The 15241-nt window shown below is 42.6% G+C and carries 16 protein-coding genes; 9 read left to right on the plus strand and 7 right to left on the minus strand.

The features are described from left to right. Window positions 1-4 precede the first annotated feature (4 nt). The 5 genes from SOO65_RS05190 (at window position 5) to SOO65_RS05210 (ending at window position 5356) form a co-directional block, all read left to right on the plus strand. Entirely contained in the window at window positions 5-802 is a 798-nt protein-coding gene (locus tag SOO65_RS05190; protein WP_321398006.1) for an MlaE family ABC transporter permease, read from the plus strand. Then, on the plus strand, window positions 799-1554 hold the full coding sequence (locus SOO65_RS05195) for an ABC transporter ATP-binding protein (protein WP_321398009.1): 756 nt from the start codon (window positions 799-801) through the stop codon (window positions 1552-1554). The genes SOO65_RS05190 and SOO65_RS05195 overlap by 4 nt, the downstream gene beginning before the upstream one ends. Before the next feature lie 71 nt (window positions 1555-1625). Next, complete coding sequence (locus SOO65_RS05200; RefSeq protein WP_321398012.1) at window positions 1626-3005, plus strand: MlaD family protein; 1380 nt, start codon at window positions 1626-1628, stop codon at window positions 3003-3005. A gap of 1 nt (window position 3006) precedes the next feature. After that, a complete protein-coding gene (locus SOO65_RS05205; protein ID WP_321398016.1) occupies window positions 3007-4767 on the plus strand; it encodes a hypothetical protein in 1761 nt (586 codons plus the stop codon). Beyond that, window positions 4760-5356, plus strand: coding sequence for a methyltransferase (locus tag SOO65_RS05210; protein WP_321398019.1), 597 nt, complete (start codon window positions 4760-4762; stop codon window positions 5354-5356). The genes SOO65_RS05205 and SOO65_RS05210 overlap by 8 nt, the downstream gene beginning before the upstream one ends. Here the strand turns inward: SOO65_RS05210 and SOO65_RS05215 are convergent. After that, window positions 5315-5818 (minus strand): DUF721 domain-containing protein, encoded by a 504-nt coding sequence (locus SOO65_RS05215; protein WP_321398023.1) that lies wholly within the window; start codon window positions 5816-5818, stop codon window positions 5315-5317. The two genes, SOO65_RS05210 and SOO65_RS05215, sit on opposite strands and share 42 nt — an antisense overlap. A 53-nt stretch (window positions 5819-5871) precedes the next feature. Between SOO65_RS05215 and SOO65_RS05220 the strand changes: the two genes are divergently transcribed. Both SOO65_RS05220 and SOO65_RS05225 read left to right on the plus strand, forming a co-directional pair. Further along, entirely contained in the window at window positions 5872-6516 is a 645-nt protein-coding gene (locus SOO65_RS05220) for a hypothetical protein (RefSeq protein WP_321398025.1), read from the plus strand. Further along, entirely contained in the window at window positions 6506-7462 is a 957-nt protein-coding gene (locus tag SOO65_RS05225) for a DNA polymerase III subunit delta (protein WP_321398028.1), read from the plus strand. Before SOO65_RS05220 ends, SOO65_RS05225 begins: the two co-directional genes overlap by 11 nt. Here SOO65_RS05225 and SOO65_RS05230 read toward each other — a convergent pair. After that, on the minus strand, window positions 7443-8432 hold the full coding sequence (locus SOO65_RS05230; RefSeq protein WP_321398031.1) for a pectin acetylesterase-family hydrolase: 990 nt from the start codon (window positions 8430-8432) through the stop codon (window positions 7443-7445). The genes SOO65_RS05225 and SOO65_RS05230 overlap by 20 nt on opposite strands. Before the next feature lie 208 nt (window positions 8433-8640). Here SOO65_RS05230 and SOO65_RS05235 point away from each other — a divergent pair, with 208 nt between their 5' ends. Continuing rightward, window positions 8641-10437 carry a hypothetical protein gene (locus tag SOO65_RS05235; RefSeq protein WP_321398033.1) on the plus strand — a complete coding sequence of 599 codons (1797 nt, stop codon included), beginning with the start codon at window positions 8641-8643 and terminating at the stop codon, window positions 10435-10437. An 11-nt stretch (window positions 10438-10448) separates the two neighbouring features. After that, window positions 10449-12131, plus strand: coding sequence for a hypothetical protein (locus tag SOO65_RS05240; protein WP_321398036.1), 1683 nt, complete (start codon window positions 10449-10451; stop codon window positions 12129-12131). On the opposite strand, the gene SOO65_RS05245 is transcribed toward SOO65_RS05240, so the two are convergent. From SOO65_RS05245 to SOO65_RS05265, 5 genes are all read right to left on the minus strand, one after another. Further along, the gene (locus SOO65_RS05245; RefSeq protein ID WP_321398040.1) at window positions 12128-12952 is read right to left on the minus strand and encodes a methyltransferase domain-containing protein; all 825 of its coding nucleotides are present in this window, start codon (window positions 12950-12952) and stop codon (window positions 12128-12130) included. The two genes, SOO65_RS05240 and SOO65_RS05245, sit on opposite strands and share 4 nt — an antisense overlap. Further along, window positions 12949-14208: a protoporphyrinogen/coproporphyrinogen oxidase gene (locus SOO65_RS05250; protein WP_321398043.1), complete on the minus strand. Its 1260-nt coding sequence runs from the start codon at window positions 14206-14208 to the stop codon at window positions 12949-12951. The genes SOO65_RS05245 and SOO65_RS05250 overlap by 4 nt, the downstream gene beginning before the upstream one ends. Before the next feature lie 3 nt (window positions 14209-14211). Then, complete coding sequence (gene grxD / locus SOO65_RS05255) at window positions 14212-14463, minus strand: Grx4 family monothiol glutaredoxin (protein ID WP_407676998.1); 252 nt, start codon at window positions 14461-14463, stop codon at window positions 14212-14214. Window positions 14464-14586: 123 nt separating this feature from the next. Then, a complete protein-coding gene (locus tag SOO65_RS05260) occupies window positions 14587-14841 on the minus strand; it encodes a BolA/IbaG family iron-sulfur metabolism protein (RefSeq protein ID WP_321398049.1) in 255 nt (84 codons plus the stop codon). Next, window positions 14838-15233, minus strand: coding sequence for a hypothetical protein (locus SOO65_RS05265; RefSeq protein WP_321398053.1), 396 nt, complete (start codon window positions 15231-15233; stop codon window positions 14838-14840). The genes SOO65_RS05260 and SOO65_RS05265 overlap by 4 nt, the downstream gene beginning before the upstream one ends. Window positions 15234-15241 lie beyond the last annotated feature (8 nt).

A 15241-nucleotide genomic window follows, 5' to 3' on the forward strand; every position in this document is an offset into this window, starting at 1 on the left:
GACCATGAACGTTAAAGCAATAGTAGAAAATCGCATTACTGATGTAGGTCAAAGTGTTATGGACCTGATTCAGGGGTTAGGGGATTTTACTACTTTTACCATGAAGACCATTTTTTGGACCTTCAAACCTCCTTTTCGTTTCCGTTTATTGTTTGACCAGATTTATTTCATGGGCAACAAGTCCGTGTTCATTATTTTCCTGACTTCAAGTTTTACCGGCGCGGTTTTCGCGTTCCAGATTTACTTGGGGATGAAGGCGATTAATACAGATTCATTCATTGGCCCGATTGTAACTATCGCGCTCGCAAAAGAACTTGCTCCGGTGCTTTCGGGATTGGTTGTGGCCGGTCGTTGTGGTGCCGCCATGGCAGCACAAATTGGTAGTATGAAAGTGACAGAGCAAATCGACGCTTTGGAAGTAATGGGAATTAACAGCTACCAGTATCTCGCAGTTCCACGCATCCTCGGTGCTATGCTGTCGATGCCACTTCTATCAGGAATTTTCCTTTTGATTGGTTACTGGGGTTCTTGGCTTATTGGTGTAAAAGTCATTCAAATTGATGAAACTCTTTATACTGCTAAAATTTCGGATTTCATGAATCTGAGCATGGTGGCAGAAGGTCTGATTAAAGCGACTGTGTTTGGCTACCTCATTGGTATCATCGGAACCTACCAGGGTTTTAATGTTCAGGGTGGTGCAGAAGGTGTGGGCCGTGGGACCAATATGGCAGTTGTCTGGGGTATGATCACAGTTCTTGTGGTAGACTTCTTCCTCACAAGTTTTCTGGCGAAAATCCTATGAGCGAATTCAGCGGCGAATATTCAGTCGAGTTTAAAGGACTCACAAAAAAGTTTGGTGATAGCACCATTTTGTACAATCTGAATTTCGGTATTCATCGTGGCAAAATAACGACTATCTTGGGATTCTCAGGAGCTGGGAAAACTACACTGATGAAACACATCCTGGGTCTGGTTGATCCGACTGAGGGTGATGTTGTAGTACTTGGAACGGCGATTAATAAGTTAGGGGAGCTTGATCTCCGCGAGTTTCGCCGAAACTTCGGCATGGTTTTCCAGTATGCGGCGCTATTCGACTTCCTTTCGTCCTATGAGAATGTGGCGTTTCCTCTGCGCGAGTTTACTAAAATGAACGAAGAAGAAATCAGAACAAAGGTCATGGGCCTTTTAGAATCAGTAGGGATTAGTCCCGAGGCCGCCAAACGACTTCCGTCGGAATTATCCGGAGGGATGAGAAAAAGAGTGGGTCTGGCGAGAGGCCTTGCCTTAGATCCTCACATTATGCTATATGATGAGCCGACTTCGGGTCTTGACCCGATCACAACACACGTTGTGTACGATTTGATGAGAGATACTCATCGTCGTAATGAACATAGAGGCTTTACTTCCATTATTATTTCACATGATATTCATGCCACACTTAAATACTCAGACTATATTGTCTTTATGGAAAAGGGACGCGTAGTTGAGCATTTGGATGTGGAATCATTCAAGAAATCGGAAAATCCGGTCATTCGAAGATTCCTTGAGTTATAACCGGAATCGATTATCATCTTTAGTAATAACCGATAGTAAGTGTTATTGAATTTTGATGGAGTAAAATTCCTTTGAATCCACTGAAAGTAGGACTTCTCACATTGGCGGCAATGGCCAGTGTAGTGGTAATGTCATTAAAAATTACGCAGAACCAATCCGGTTTTGGTAAGCACGTCACATATAAAACTCTCGTAAAAGATGCATCTGGTATTTTTGAAAAGACTCCCATTAAAGTCGCGGGGATTAATGCTGGTAAAATTAAGAGCATTGAACTTGCAGGCCGTGATGCTTTGATCACTTTCGAGATCCAGGAAAAAGTCAGAGTCACTCCAAACGCGAAATTGAAAATTAAAAGCGTGGGACTTCTTGGTGATAAATTCATTGATATCGACCTGGGAGCTGAAACGGACAAGCGTCTTGAAGAAGGTTCTTTCATTTCAACGGAAGGCGGTGAAGGTTTTGACAGTCTGGCCAAAGACGCTTCCGCAGTACTTAAAGATGTAAAAGAAATCACTGCTGGAATTAAAGAGGCCTTAAGAGATGATGAAGGCCGCAACGTGGTCAAGCAAATCGTTGAAAACATCAATGAAGTGACTGCCAGCTTAAGAAGAATTACTGATAATAATGAAGAGAAAGTGAACAAGATCATTGATGATATTGAACAGCTTTCTTCACAACTTGCTCACGAAACTGACCGTTATCAAAAAGATTCTTTGATGGCCGATCTTTCAAAAATCGGACCTATCCTGGATAAAGTAGATGCCACGGTTTCAGATCTTCGAGTTATCGTTGCTGACGTAAAAGATGGTAAGGGTACTGTTGGTAAACTTCTTCGTGATGATGCGGTAGTGGATCAAGTATCACAGACCCTTTCTTCAGTTAACCGTCTTGTGAACCGTATTAACAACATTGAAGCGGACATTGGTCTTTCAACAGGTGCCAACACTCGTACGGGATCTGATACTCGTTTCGATCTTGATATTTACCCGGCACCTGAGCGTTTCTTCCGTCTTGGTATCGTAACCAACGATTTTGGACCTCAGTCGGAAAAAGAAACGGACACCTTCACATCAACGAACGGTGGACCTGAAACAAAAACAAGTGTTCGTAAAATCAACAAAGACGACTTCAAATTCAACTTCCAGATTGGTCGACGCATTCAACGCTTCGGTCTTCGTGCAGGTTTGATCGAGTCGACGGGTGGTGTTGGTGTGGATTACTTCTTCCCGGATTGGGGCATCAGGACGGGGATGGAGTTGTTTGACTACCAGAAAGACGCGGGACCAAATCTTCGTCTAATGGGTGAGTTCAAAATCTGGAACGTGCTATTTGCGCGTGTTGCAGGTGAAGATTTGATTTCTAAAGATGGCAAACAGAGTGCTACGATCTCAATGGGTCTACGCTTTAGTGACCAGGATCTAGCGGCATTAATTGGTATTTTCGCAAGATAATATGGATAAAAACTGGCTGATTAGAACAAAATCGAATCATATCTTGGGACCCATCTCAAAAGAGAAGGTTCTCGAGCTATATAAAAATGGTTCAATCAAGCCGGATGATGAAGTGTGCTCTGGTAACGGTTTTTGGTTCTTTATTCGTGAAGAAGAGATGGTTACAAAATACCTGAATGGAAATGAAGTTCAGACTTTCAATCCTATCTCTGAGGCCAAGGACGTACTGACACATGGGCAGACTCCTGGCCCTGAAACTGATGACATAACTTTAGTTGGTGGAATTAATTTATCGATGCTGAACAAGGAAGAGACGGCCGTCCCTCCAGTTCCTGACCTGCCACCACCTGCACACAAATCACAATTCTCTTCTCCGAAAGAAACAGGGTCTCAGGATCCTAAAAAAAAAAATAACTCCAAAATGAGGGCAAAGGGTGTGCCATCAAGGCCACTCAAGAAGCAAGGCTATCTCCGATATTTAGGAATTATTGGCTTCATTGTTCTCTTTCTCCTGATCTATTTTCGTAAAACCATCATTCGCTCACTCTTTGAAGGTGAGATGACATTCTCGGCACCGGCCCTGATTCACTCAGCTCATGCTCAGGCGGATGAAACTCCGAGCGAAAAAAAAAAGCTTCTGGAGGCCTCCATCTCAATTGAGAAGGTGAGTTTCAAACCTGTCATTGGCCTTAATGGTTTTGTGGTGACGAGTTCCTTTGATATTGAGGAAATCACCTGTGAAGATTTTAAGACCGACATTTATCAATTAGGCGTTATCCTTCATCCACCTGAAGTGCTGAATGAGAAATTCCTGATCCGTTTAAGAGACTGTGTGGTGAAGCTTTCAGACACTCATCCCTTAAAGCGCTGGCTGAAGTGGGTGTCTAAGTCAAAACCACTCGATGCTAAAGATCAGAAGAAGCAAACCTTTCTCAATGAAATTATTAATACCAGCTTCAATCTCATCACAGACACCAAAGTCAAAAATCAGATCATCGATTTATTAGATGAAGTTCCTGAGGACACAATGCCGGAGCAGGTCCTGCGTTCTTATCTTTATTTGATGATCGGAAACATCACTCGTTCGGACAATATCCTGAGAAGCATTGTGAACACCACTCCACGTGTGAATTGGGAGAAGCGTCCTCAAGTTGAAAGTTTTTATCACCGAATTGCGGGCCTGCAGTTCGGACAAATTTTTAAAAAATTCGCCAAGCATCCGGCGGATCGAAGATCATTCGAATTGTTTGGAATGTATATCACGAGTTTTTACAATGAAGAGGGCCTCGTGAACATGGCAAAAGACATCGACGTGAGTGAACTCGAAGAGAAAATTGGTCTTCGTTATATTGAAGAACTGGCCCCTTCGTTTGTTCATTATTTGCGCTTAAAAGAAGTCAGTGAGACCGTAAGAGTGAAGCGTCTTAGAAATATTCAAAAGTTTCCTTTGAATGAGCAGGCCTATTGGATCTGGCCTTTTCTTGATATCAATCCGCTTATTTCAGACAGCATGAATCCTGAAATCGAAAGAATTGAGAAGGAAGATCAGCTGTGGTTTATCTATCTGATGGACAATGAAAAGCTTGCGGATGTTTTCTCCAAGAAGACTGGTAAGAGTTTTCTTCCCGGAAGAAGACCATATCTAAAATCGAACCTCACAACTCCTCCGGGCTTTATGATGAGTCTTTATAAGTTAATCGAGCTAGGGGACATTAACCCTGAACTCGTTCAGACCACGATTAACTTCATTGCTCATGAGTGATTATCTGCAACCAGGCTTCTATCGGTTCAATCAAGACTCACTCTTTCTCGTAAATTGGATTGCTCATAAGCTGCAAACTGCCTCGCACGTCCTTGATCTGGGTGCCGGCTCGGGAGTCATAGGAATTGAAGTTTCAAATCGACTGAATCCGCAAAGTCTGACTTTGGTCGAGCTTCAAAAAGAATTTCTTTCTTACTTGGAAACGAACTCCAGAGATCAGAAAAAAGCTCATTACGATATAGAAATTGTTAACGCTTCCTTTGGAGAGTTTAAGACTGATAAAAAATTCGATCTGATTGTTTCCAACCCTCCGTACTATTTACCTGGCCGCGGAGAGGCCTCTCAAGATGTAAAAAAAGGCATGGCCCGTTCATTTATCGTTGATGGTTGGGCGGTTCTTCTTCAAAGAATCGAAGAGCTACTAACTTCAGAAGGCAGGGCCTTTATCGTGATTAAGAACGATAAATCCATTTTGTCTCATCTTCGCAAAGAGGTAAGGGGACTTAATGTAACTGAGTTTATAGAAAAGGATCTGGTGGTTCTGGAACTAGCGAGACTGCATGAAGATCGACATCATGAGCTCTCTTAGTTCTTTCTCTTCAATATCACCAAATAAGCGATCGGCCTCAAGCTTCAAAACTTTATAACGTGGATCCTGAGGATGAAGTTTAGGCACCGCTGGTTTCTTGGCCTCTTCGGCCTGCTTCTGTTGGAAGAAGTTTTCCTGCGTTTGGAAATTTAATTTTTTGATCACAGGTTTCAGCGCAGGGAAAAGCACAAAAATTTTCTGCTTCAGCTCTTCTGAAAGATACGAAATATTATGTGAGTAGCTTGCGTGTGTCGTAACGATGATGAGTGAATCGCCCTTAATCTTCAAAGGCGAAGTCACTTTGGCAAAAGCAGGACCGATGATTTCAGGCCACTTTTTTACCAATTCCAGAAAGTCGAAGGTCTGGTAGAAAGAGTGCATGTTGTCTCGCTTCAAGTCATGCGAGTCAAAACGCTCTAAATCCTTGTAATTAAGACCTTTAAAATCGATTTTTTTAAACATGTTCTTTAATGACTAACCTAGCTCTTCCCTCTTGTCCATGATATAGAATTATTATGCGTTGGTTAATCATTTTACTTATGCTCGCTGGCTGCAGCGGCTATCGCTTTTCTCAGCAGGAAAATCCGCTTTCCCAATATGGAATTCAGAGTCTTTCTGTACCAATGTTTTACAATTATTCAAACATTTCTGAGGCCTCGGGGGAATTCACCCGTGAGACTTATCGTCTTCTAACGGGTTTCAGCGGACTAAAACTCTACAACGGTTATAAATCCAGTTCAGATGCTATTCTTATCGGAATCATTAAATCTCCGGAAAAAATGTACGATTCTTTAAGGCCAAACAACTTGCGTGTGGCCCAGGACAAAGCACCTAATTCAATTGGTACTACCAGAGAGAATTTTTATATTCCTGGTACGACTGATGTGCAGTTGTATCTTCAGGTGATCGTTATTAAGAAGCCGAGTGAAGAAGAACTCTCTCTTCTTAAATCAGGCATTGGCGATCAAGTGAGAACGAATTCAAAAATTATCTTCAACGAAGTGATTCCTTTAAAGATGCAGTACACTCGCGAAATTCTTGATAATCAAGGAACGCAGGTGAACGCGACTCAGAACTTTGGTGCTCAAAGAAAAACCATTCGTACCATGGCTGAACAAGCGGCCGTGACCGTAAGGGACATGATTTTCTATGCATTCTAAGTGGCAAATCTGGGACTTCTTCTCATCGTTTAAACGCGACTATCTCAAGACATTCGAGGGCACACTCGCCATCAATTCTTTTGATCCCATTTGTTTAAAGATGGTGAAGGATTTTCTTACTCGTGGTGCTGACGATAAAGTCATCCATTATAAGATGGCCGCAGAAGTCACCAGAGGATGGATTGAAGAGGAGTTTCAAACTCTAAGCCTCTTCGGAAATTCTGAATCTTTTTTCATTCATCAGGCACAGGATCTCAATGCGGAAATGCTTGAGATGATTTCAAATCTTGATGTCAGTGGTCGCTTCCTTATCTTGAGTTTTGAAAACGAACTTGCTACCTGGAAGAAACTTGTGAAAGAGGGGAAGATCGGAACTTTAGTGATCGAGCCACCTCGCTTCTGGGAAATTAATAAGCTTTTGGATTTTACCTGCGCTCATTTACGTCTTCCGCTGAGCTATGAAGCGAAGACCTGGATTCTGGACGCTTTGGAAAACAATCTAGGAACTTTCTATAATGCCTGCTGCTTGATTAAGCTTAACCATCCAGAGGCCCGTGAAGTAGGAATCAATGAAGTTAAAGAACTTCTGACCCTGGAGAAACTTGATCAGTTTCAACTCGCTTCTCTCGTGGCACGTAAGAAGCAAAAAGAGTTTTTTGAAAAACTTGTGGCCCTTGAAGGTGATTTTGAAAAGATGCGTGGCTTTTTTAATTTCATGCAGTCGCATTTAATAAAGATGGCCGACCCGTCTTACCTCGCTCAAAAAGCACGTCTTACCCAATATGATAAGGATCTTCAGAGTACTTCTAAACTTTGGAAATCTGATGAACTGATGAATGAGATTCAAAAGTTTAATCGTTGGGAGCTACTGTGTAAGAAGAAAGACTCTCATCTCTGGCACGAGATCAAAGAGGCCCATCTTCGTTCTATCTCTGTTGCTCGTTAATCAGACGATCCACATAGTCCTTCGCTGATTCACCACTTTCAATATCAATACTGTTTGCTGCCACATCTGGAATGATGAGAAGCATGTGTCCGATTCCTTCACTAATGTGAGTAGAGCAGTTCTTTGTATTGCGAAGGGTGTTTCTAATTCCTTCTCGACCTAGGACAACTTTTTTATGCTCTTCCTGTGAAATGTCACCAAACATGGCAGACATAATGACGTCACGAGTGGTTTGGATAAAGCCCATCTTCCAGTCACTTCGAGTGTTGCAGTAATTTTTTAATTGAGGCGCCACAAGACCACTGGATAGGTCAATGTGAATGCCGACCTTTGCAAATGTTTCCCCAAAGTCACGCATAAGTTCCGGCGTGAATTTTTTCCAGAAATTGGGCCCATAGTGAAGCCCTGGACTATCAGCAATGAGAAGTTTTTTCTCGGGACGCATGTATTTCAAATAAGTGTCGGCATGAAGAAGCGAACCAATTGCACCTGCAGATGAACCGAAGGCCACGAGGTCTTTTACTTGTGGGAAATCAATGATTCGATTGGCCTTTAGATAATCAAGGGCCTTAATGAGATTTCTTTTACCATGGTGATGAGTTCCTTTAAGTTCGCCTGGAAAGTAATTGGCGGTGTGATTCCCGGCATAGACGTCACCATTACAATAAGGAAAATAAAGAAATGTATGATCTCTGAGAGGGCTGTCCTCAGTGGTGAGATAGCTATAGGCAGGTAATTCTGGAATGGGATGAATCCAGGTATGAAACTTCGGTCCCCAACAGGTCGCAAGACTCCAACATGCGCCTCCACCCATCAGTTCTATCGCGAGTTTTGCTCTCTTTCCCTTACGTACAAAAACTTTAAAAGGAACACCATCGCCACACTTGGCGTTTGGAATGGTGACAGTTTCCCAAGGAGAAGCAAAAACATTGGTCGTAATGAAAAGAAGAGAGAGGAGTAATTGTTTCATAAAAATAATTGGAGCATTAATGGAGCACATTCACAAATGTCTTAAGCTTACAAAGAATAGGTTCTCAGGGACTGTCTAAGTTTTAGACGGCCTGTAAAAACATCCTACACCTCTCAAAATCCTTACCAACCAGCCCCCTGTATTTAGGGGGTAAGTTTGGCATCCCGATTGCTTACTAAGACCCAAACCCTTTATTTGAGGAGCTTCCATGCGTACGTGGAAATTTGGCCTTTTTCTTATGCTTACAACAGGACAACTGTTCGCCCAGGAACAGATGGCCCTGAGGCTTAATGAGAACGGGATGATGAAAATCCTTCGCATGGCGATCCAGTACAATACATCGTCTAAAACGAGTAAGACGATCGTTATTCCTCAAAACATTTATAAGTTCACGATCAAAAAAGATCAGCTGACTTCGAACCCGATTATTCCGGTGATTAACGAGATCAGTGATTTGAACCTAAATCGTGATCTGGATTTTTATCTCAATACTTCAGATATTAAATTGACTGGTAACGTGGATGAGAAAAGCTTAAAAATGAGCATTTCAAATTCTAACGATAATGGCTTTGATTTAAAACTTAGCCTGAACTTACCGCAAATTGTGGTCAACGGGGCCCGTTTGAGCCTGTGTGAAGATAAGGCCAAAAACAGCAAGAGCTGTGGCAAAGGTCTTCAGGCCTCAATGACTAATTTAAAAATTCAAACGAAGTCTCGTCCGGTAAGTCTTTCGGCCACTCTACGTTTAAGAACTGACGGAAAAGTTGCTCGTGTGAGTGTCCTTTCTGTGACTTCAAACCTTGAAGGAAAAAACGCTCCGGTGATGGACATTAACTTCCAGACGGTGACGGTTCCTAAAATTTCAATCGTGATTGATGGTCAGGAAACTGAGCTTGATACTTCTCGCTTGAAAGACGAGATCCTTAAACGTAAAGGCTTCCTGGCAGCGAAACTTATGTCTTTCGCCGCTGACTTCATTACGTCAGACCTAGCTGAGATGATTAACGTGTACCTTGTGAATAAACAGGTGGCGACTTCATATCAGGTCTATCGTAAAGAAGGTCTGACAACATTTAACGAATTCATGAGTGACCGTGATTCATATCCTAACCGTGAAAACTATGTTCGTTCTGCGATCCAGCCGGAAGGTAAGGATCCTATGACGGTTATCATGGCCGAGATCTCTGAAGTGATTCGCAACGCTCAAGTTGATATCGCACTTAAGAAGATTTCAACTCCACAAAATAAGGACATCGAGCTGGCCGGATTCCTGAACTTTGTTCTGAATAACCGTGCCATGGCGATCAAGAATACTTTGGGGAACTCTAACCGTGCCCTTCCAAAGCTTGATCTGACTGCACACCGTAACAATGACATCAACCTTGCCATCTCAGAGCCCCTTATTAACGGTGCTTTAGATCTGGTGAATACCACTGGTCTCTATCAGGAAGTATTCAATGCCATGGCAGATGTGAAAGGCTTCTCAATCAAGAGCATTAAAATGCACTTCCAGGGTGATAAATCCATCGTGGCAGTTGTGAATGCTCAAGTTGATCTTAAAAAGCTAGAGTCTTCAGGTCTTAGCTCTTGGTTCAAAAACAAACTGGCGGCGTATCTTGAAAGAAATAACAACAATGCTGTGATCTACTTCCCAATTGAAGTTCAGGTTGTACCAACTGTAACGAAACTTCCATCGGGTGGAGCGGGCCTTGATCTCAAAGTGCTGTCACCGTTTAATTATGTCGAGCTTCCAAACAAGTTCAACTACCCATCGAACGTGGGCAATATGACCGACATCGTGAAAGATGGTGTCATGGCCCAGCTTAAGGACAATCTTGAGCCATATGTGAACAAAACATATAGCGTGGACGTAACAAAATTCCTGAACCAGTCGGGAGTTGTATTCCTTCCGAAAGGCATCTCGATTAATCAGGGCGCTTACTTCCTGCTTAATCTTGATCTGGTTGATATTAAATTTAACAGCACGAACCCAAACCTACGTTAAGGGATTAGATAATGAAAAAGATCACAAGCTTTCTACTCATTGGTCTTCTAACTTACGGACAGGTGCATGCCCAATCCCAGGGCTTCAAGTCACCGGACATCATCGTAGACACACGTCTGGACTATGACTGGACAAGCTTTCTGATTTCAAAATTCAGAGTACTGCTTAAAAACTATAACGTTGCTGATCCTTTCAGTAACCGATTTGAAGGCGAGATGGTAGTTAATGAGGACGTAGTAGGGAACTATCTACCTGCGGACTCTAAAGTTCTCATCGATGATTTCGGAAACGCAGTCGGACTAAATGTTCTTAAAGCAAAAACCAAAGTGACTTTGCATGGCCTTGCCTATGATGTGAAAGGTTTTAAGACCAATATGAAGGCAGCTGAGCAGGCCAGAGACGGTCTGGTAGTAGGAACCAATTTCTCGGCCTCAGAAGTTACTGTGACGGCAGATAAAATTTCTCTTTCATTAGTGATTCCTGGGAAAAACAATTCTCCCGTATTTAACGTTGATATCATTCGCCCTGAAATTCAGGCCAATGAGGAAGAACTTGTAAACTTCTTCACTAAAGTTAAGATTCAGGATCAGAAAGACCATTTTAAACTTCAAATCATCGATGCGGACTTTGATAAAATGGCATCGGGAATGTTGAAGCATCCTGAGAACATTGAACTTAACTACGAGCGCATCAATATTCCCTCTGTAAGTCTTAGAGTTGGTTCTAAAGTTGTACAATTCTCTCAAACAAAGATTCAGAATCTTTTAAGAGAGAATCACGAGGCGATTAAAGGAATTCTTCTGGCCCAATTGGCGGGAGTTTTAAATTCAAACACAACGGACGCGGCCTTCAAGGTTCTTGAGAGCTACAAGATCAAAAAAGAATTCTGGTTAAATTCATCAATCCTTAATAGTCAGTTCATGATCTCAAACTTCAGTAGCTACAGTCGTGGCAATAACATTGCCGTTAGCCTACCGGCCGATTTCTGTACCGCTCAAAAGTTCACTCAGCTTAAGGCCGAGTGTGTGAACAACAAAGTCACTCAAACTGCACTTTCTCGATTGAACAGTCAGCTTCACAAAGAGTCGCTGAATAACATGAATGATATGATGGCGAGTGGAGACGCAAACCTGGTAGTAAGTATCTCTGAAGATTATTTGAATAAACTCTTAGTAACTACTTACGATGCTGGTCTTTGGAAGTCTGCTCTGGATGAGGCAGCGGTTGAACTTGGGCCAAGCAAGATGGTTCTTCGTATGGACAAGCGTGGAGAGACCGGTACTCTGATGCTGGACGTGATCTACAGGCCAAGCAAGATGGAGAAAATGCTCACTGGTTCAACTCAGATTCGTTTCCCGCTAGTGGTGGATGTATCGATTCGAATTGAAAATAAAAACGATGTTCCAACTGTAGTAGTGCGTATGAATGATGTGGACTCGAACGACGATACAATCATCAATGGTCGTCCGAAAGAGAACATGACAAGTACCGTGAAAAACGTTCCGCGCTTCCAGGGCAAAGTGGCCAAGGCGATTCGCGAGAAGATTTCAGTGCTTCGTAATAAAGACATCGTTGAACTCAAATATCCTGAGTTCAAAGGACTAGGTCTGGATAAGGTAGAGTTCCTGTCAGATGGTAATGGACGCATGAACGCCATTATGGATCTGGATGATCTGATTTCTAGCAAGAACTAGAAATAAACCTGTGCCTTGGCCTGCATGAATGAATAAAGGAAGACTGCGTTTGGATCGTTAGCGACTCGGCCCAACTCTTCCTTGGTCTTCGTCACAACTTCCTGGTCTACATACTTTTCTTCAACCAATTTATCGGCTGCAGATAGAAGTAGGTCGGTCCAAAAAAGGATCGCCTGCTTTCTTAGTGCCGGCTGACGATTGTCAAAGTGCCAGGTCTTCACTTCAGTTCTTACCTGATGGTAGCCCACTTGCGTGAGAAGGTTTCCAAGTTTAGCACCAATGAATGGATCACCTGCGTGGTCGTATTGATAATCGTTGAAGGCCATCCAGTACTTCCATACGTTCGGAGAGTATGGGTCCAGGAAGAACGAAGAGTTCATGACCTCAGTCACTACAATCTCTGCACCCGGACGAAGCACACGGCGAACTTCGGAAAGAACCTGAGCTGGATTTGGTACGTGCTCGAGAATCCAGCATAAATATGCAGCATCAAATGTCTGGGCATCAAAGCTCAGATTATCACCGCTCATTTTATGGAACTCGTAGCGATTCGCTACAGCAGGCATACCGCCAATGAACTTCTTGGCGGCATCCAGTTGTTTTTCATTAAGATCGACACCGGTCACATGAACTTTAGGGAAACGACGGAGTAAAATCTCCGTCTGAGCTCCAACTCCGCATCCAACCTCTAACACCTTCTTCGCATTTGAGAAGTTGATGTTCTGAAAAATCGTGTATTCCGCAAATTCGGCCTGAGCACGAAGACGGTTTTGTTCAGTTTCAGAAAATCCGTGGAGGTAGGGGAAGTCGGTCTTGCTCATCTGATTTCCTTATATTCCTGTGGGTTTTGAGCAAATGCTCTTGCCGCAGAAATCATTTCTCTAAGAGAGATACCGGCCACATAGTTACCGAAGATAGCGAAGTTTTCTTCGCCTTTGGCCAACTGATGAAGCTTTTTAACACTGAGGTAGCGCTGAAGATCATAGATCGGCAGAGCTTTGTCCCAATGAGTTTGTTCCATATACTCAAGATCTTCTTCTACGAATTCCGAGTAAAGCATCTTGATATCAGAGTAGACTTCGGCCTCAGACAGCTTCTTTCTGGCGATGAAAGTGTATGAGAACACGTTTTCATTGTTGGCCGGGAATGTCGCTTTGTTGTTAATCACGCCGATAGAATTGAAGCCACTTTCAAGTGGAATCAAAACTCCGAATGATTTTTGAAGAGATTTGATTTCACGCTTTAAGAACACAGTCACACTTGAAAGCTCCTGATACTTCACACGAGCAAGCTCGGTGCTGATTTCAGGTTTAAATTCATGCGTGAGTTCTGATGCAGTGATGGCATCAGTACAAAGGATGGTGTTCCCTTTGATTTTAAACTGCTCTTTAGAGTTAAGTTTAATGTCGTGTTTAAGTACATCCGCCAGACGGTTAACCAGCGTTTGCATACCACCTTCAAAGCTCACTGATCCGCTTACATCTAAACGAGGCTTCATCTTTTGATTCTTGATCAAAAGTTTAATGAAGTCCCAGTAAGAGTTGAACTGAGCGATGTGCGCCATTTCACTGAAAACTGATTTAAAGTGAAGGCTCTCACTTGAAGTGGCGTAAATTCCACCCAGGATCGGAGAAAGAAACTGGTTGATATTTTCAGAGCCGATTAACGGACGGAAAAATTCAGCAACAGTCAGACCATCAGCGATTAGAGGTGGTTTCTTGTGTCCATGAACGGCAAGTTGTCCAAGAATGCCCAGTTGAACCGGACGCTTTGGTTTACCACCGATAAGAAGAAGGCGACGAAGCTTTTTTGCCGCTGGAAGTGGCTCAAGTTTAAGTTCCTTCAATAGATCCATTCCGTCAGCGTTCATGTAAAGAGCGTTTGGCCCTTTCTCAACCAGACCAGCTTGTGTTTTCTTGGTCTGAATTTTACCGCCGACCTTATTCGATTTCTCGTGGATCGTGATCTTATATCCCTGATCTTTTAGATAATATCCCAGAATCAATCCTGAGAAACCCGCGCCCCAAATGGTGACATGCTTGTCTGCGGGATTTAGTTTTCCAATGACTCTTTTCATGGGTTAGTTGTTTTTTAAGTAGTCTTGAAGTTCGCCTGACTTGTACATCTCAGTGATGATGTCGTTACCACCGATCAACTTAGCATTTACGTAAAGCTGAGGGTAAGTCGGCCAGTTAGAAAACTCTTTAAGTCCCTGACGAATTTCCGGATCGTTAAGGATGTTGAAAGTTTTGAATGGAACACCTAAGTGTTTAAGGATCGCCACTGAGTTAGCAGAAAAACCACATTGAGGCATTTCAGAGTTCCCTTTCATGAAAAGAACGATTTTACCGCTCTTAAGAAGGCCCTCGATTTGCGAGTTCAACTCTTGAGATTTGTCAGCTACTTCAATTTCCTGAATGTCATTGTTTAATACGTTGAAAGACATAGTTACCTCTTATTTATTAGCTAGTGCGAATTTTTCTTTTGTATACGTTTGAAGTTTTACCGCGTGGATACGCTGTTTAAGTTCTTCTTTTAAAAGTGTCATAAGCATTTGGTGCTGTTCAAAAAGGAGTTTGCCTTTGAATGCATCCGACACAACTGTGATCGCAAGATGATCACGTGTCCCTGTCATATCTTCTACCATCACTTGTGCGTCCGGAAGACCGGCCTTAATGATGTCTTCAACAAATTGAAATTCAGTACTCATAGAGATTCCTTAGGAACAACCGCCCAAAAGCTAGTGATGAAAGTTAAAACTCTCATGGTGAAAGTAGTGTAGCCCAAAATTTTATGCTTCGTACGGATAGAATTGTCTCCAGCGAGGAGTTTTCGTCCGGTATAAACCATGAATCCATACAGAATTACTGAAGTAACCGCGATGGAAACATGAATATTCAACATCATAGGATTAGAGAGAGCTTTAGATGCTTTTAGAACAGCGGAGCGACTTAGTTCAACTTGGAGAATGATGATAATGTCCCAAATCATCGCGAGACTCATGATTCTTACATGAAGTTTACGATTTCGTCTTAGAACTATTCCCGCAATCATAAGCAGGATAATGCAAAGTGATTGGGTCTGCATGAGCCAAACTTCCATGCTTTCCT

It is taken from the genome of Peredibacter starrii (genome assembly GCF_034259205.1).
Lineage (GTDB): Bacteria > Bdellovibrionota > Bacteriovoracia > Bacteriovoracales > Bacteriovoracaceae > Peredibacter > Peredibacter starrii.

What these genes read in the sequence shown, in the direction of transcription:
- SOO65_RS05205 (WP_321398016.1), top strand. Translation starts at nt 3,007, where the DNA reads ATGGATAAAAACTGGCTGATTAGAACAAAATCGAATCATATCTTGGGA.
- SOO65_RS05245 (WP_321398040.1), bottom strand. Translation starts at nt 12,952, where the DNA reads ATGAGCAAGACCGACTTCCCCTACCTCCACGGATTTTCTGAAACTGAA.
- SOO65_RS05195 (WP_321398009.1), top strand. Translation starts at nt 799, where the DNA reads ATGAGCGAATTCAGCGGCGAATATTCAGTCGAGTTTAAAGGACTCACA.
- SOO65_RS05190 (WP_321398006.1), top strand. Translation starts at nt 5, where the DNA reads ATGAACGTTAAAGCAATAGTAGAAAATCGCATTACTGATGTAGGTCAA.
- SOO65_RS05250 (WP_321398043.1), bottom strand. Translation starts at nt 14,208, where the DNA reads ATGAAAAGAGTCATTGGAAAACTAAATCCCGCAGACAAGCATGTCACC.
- SOO65_RS05220 (WP_321398025.1), top strand. Translation starts at nt 5,872, where the DNA reads ATGCGTTGGTTAATCATTTTACTTATGCTCGCTGGCTGCAGCGGCTAT.
- SOO65_RS05210 (WP_321398019.1), top strand. Translation starts at nt 4,760, where the DNA reads ATGAGTGATTATCTGCAACCAGGCTTCTATCGGTTCAATCAAGACTCA.
- SOO65_RS05240 (WP_321398036.1), top strand. Translation starts at nt 10,449, where the DNA reads ATGAAAAAGATCACAAGCTTTCTACTCATTGGTCTTCTAACTTACGGA.
- SOO65_RS05215 (WP_321398023.1), bottom strand. Translation starts at nt 5,818, where the DNA reads ATGTTTAAAAAAATCGATTTTAAAGGTCTTAATTACAAGGATTTAGAG.
- SOO65_RS05235 (WP_321398033.1), top strand. Translation starts at nt 8,641, where the DNA reads ATGCGTACGTGGAAATTTGGCCTTTTTCTTATGCTTACAACAGGACAA.
- SOO65_RS05225 (WP_321398028.1), top strand. Translation starts at nt 6,506, where the DNA reads ATGCATTCTAAGTGGCAAATCTGGGACTTCTTCTCATCGTTTAAACGC.
- SOO65_RS05230 (WP_321398031.1), bottom strand. Translation starts at nt 8,432, where the DNA reads ATGAAACAATTACTCCTCTCTCTTCTTTTCATTACGACCAATGTTTTT.
- grxD (WP_407676998.1), bottom strand. Translation starts at nt 14,463, where the DNA reads ATGAAAGGGAACTCTGAAATGCCTCAATGTGGTTTTTCTGCTAACTCA.
- SOO65_RS05260 (WP_321398049.1), bottom strand. Translation starts at nt 14,841, where the DNA reads ATGAGTACTGAATTTCAATTTGTTGAAGACATCATTAAGGCCGGTCTT.
- SOO65_RS05265 (WP_321398053.1), bottom strand. Translation starts at nt 15,233, where the DNA reads ATGGAAGTTTGGCTCATGCAGACCCAATCACTTTGCATTATCCTGCTT.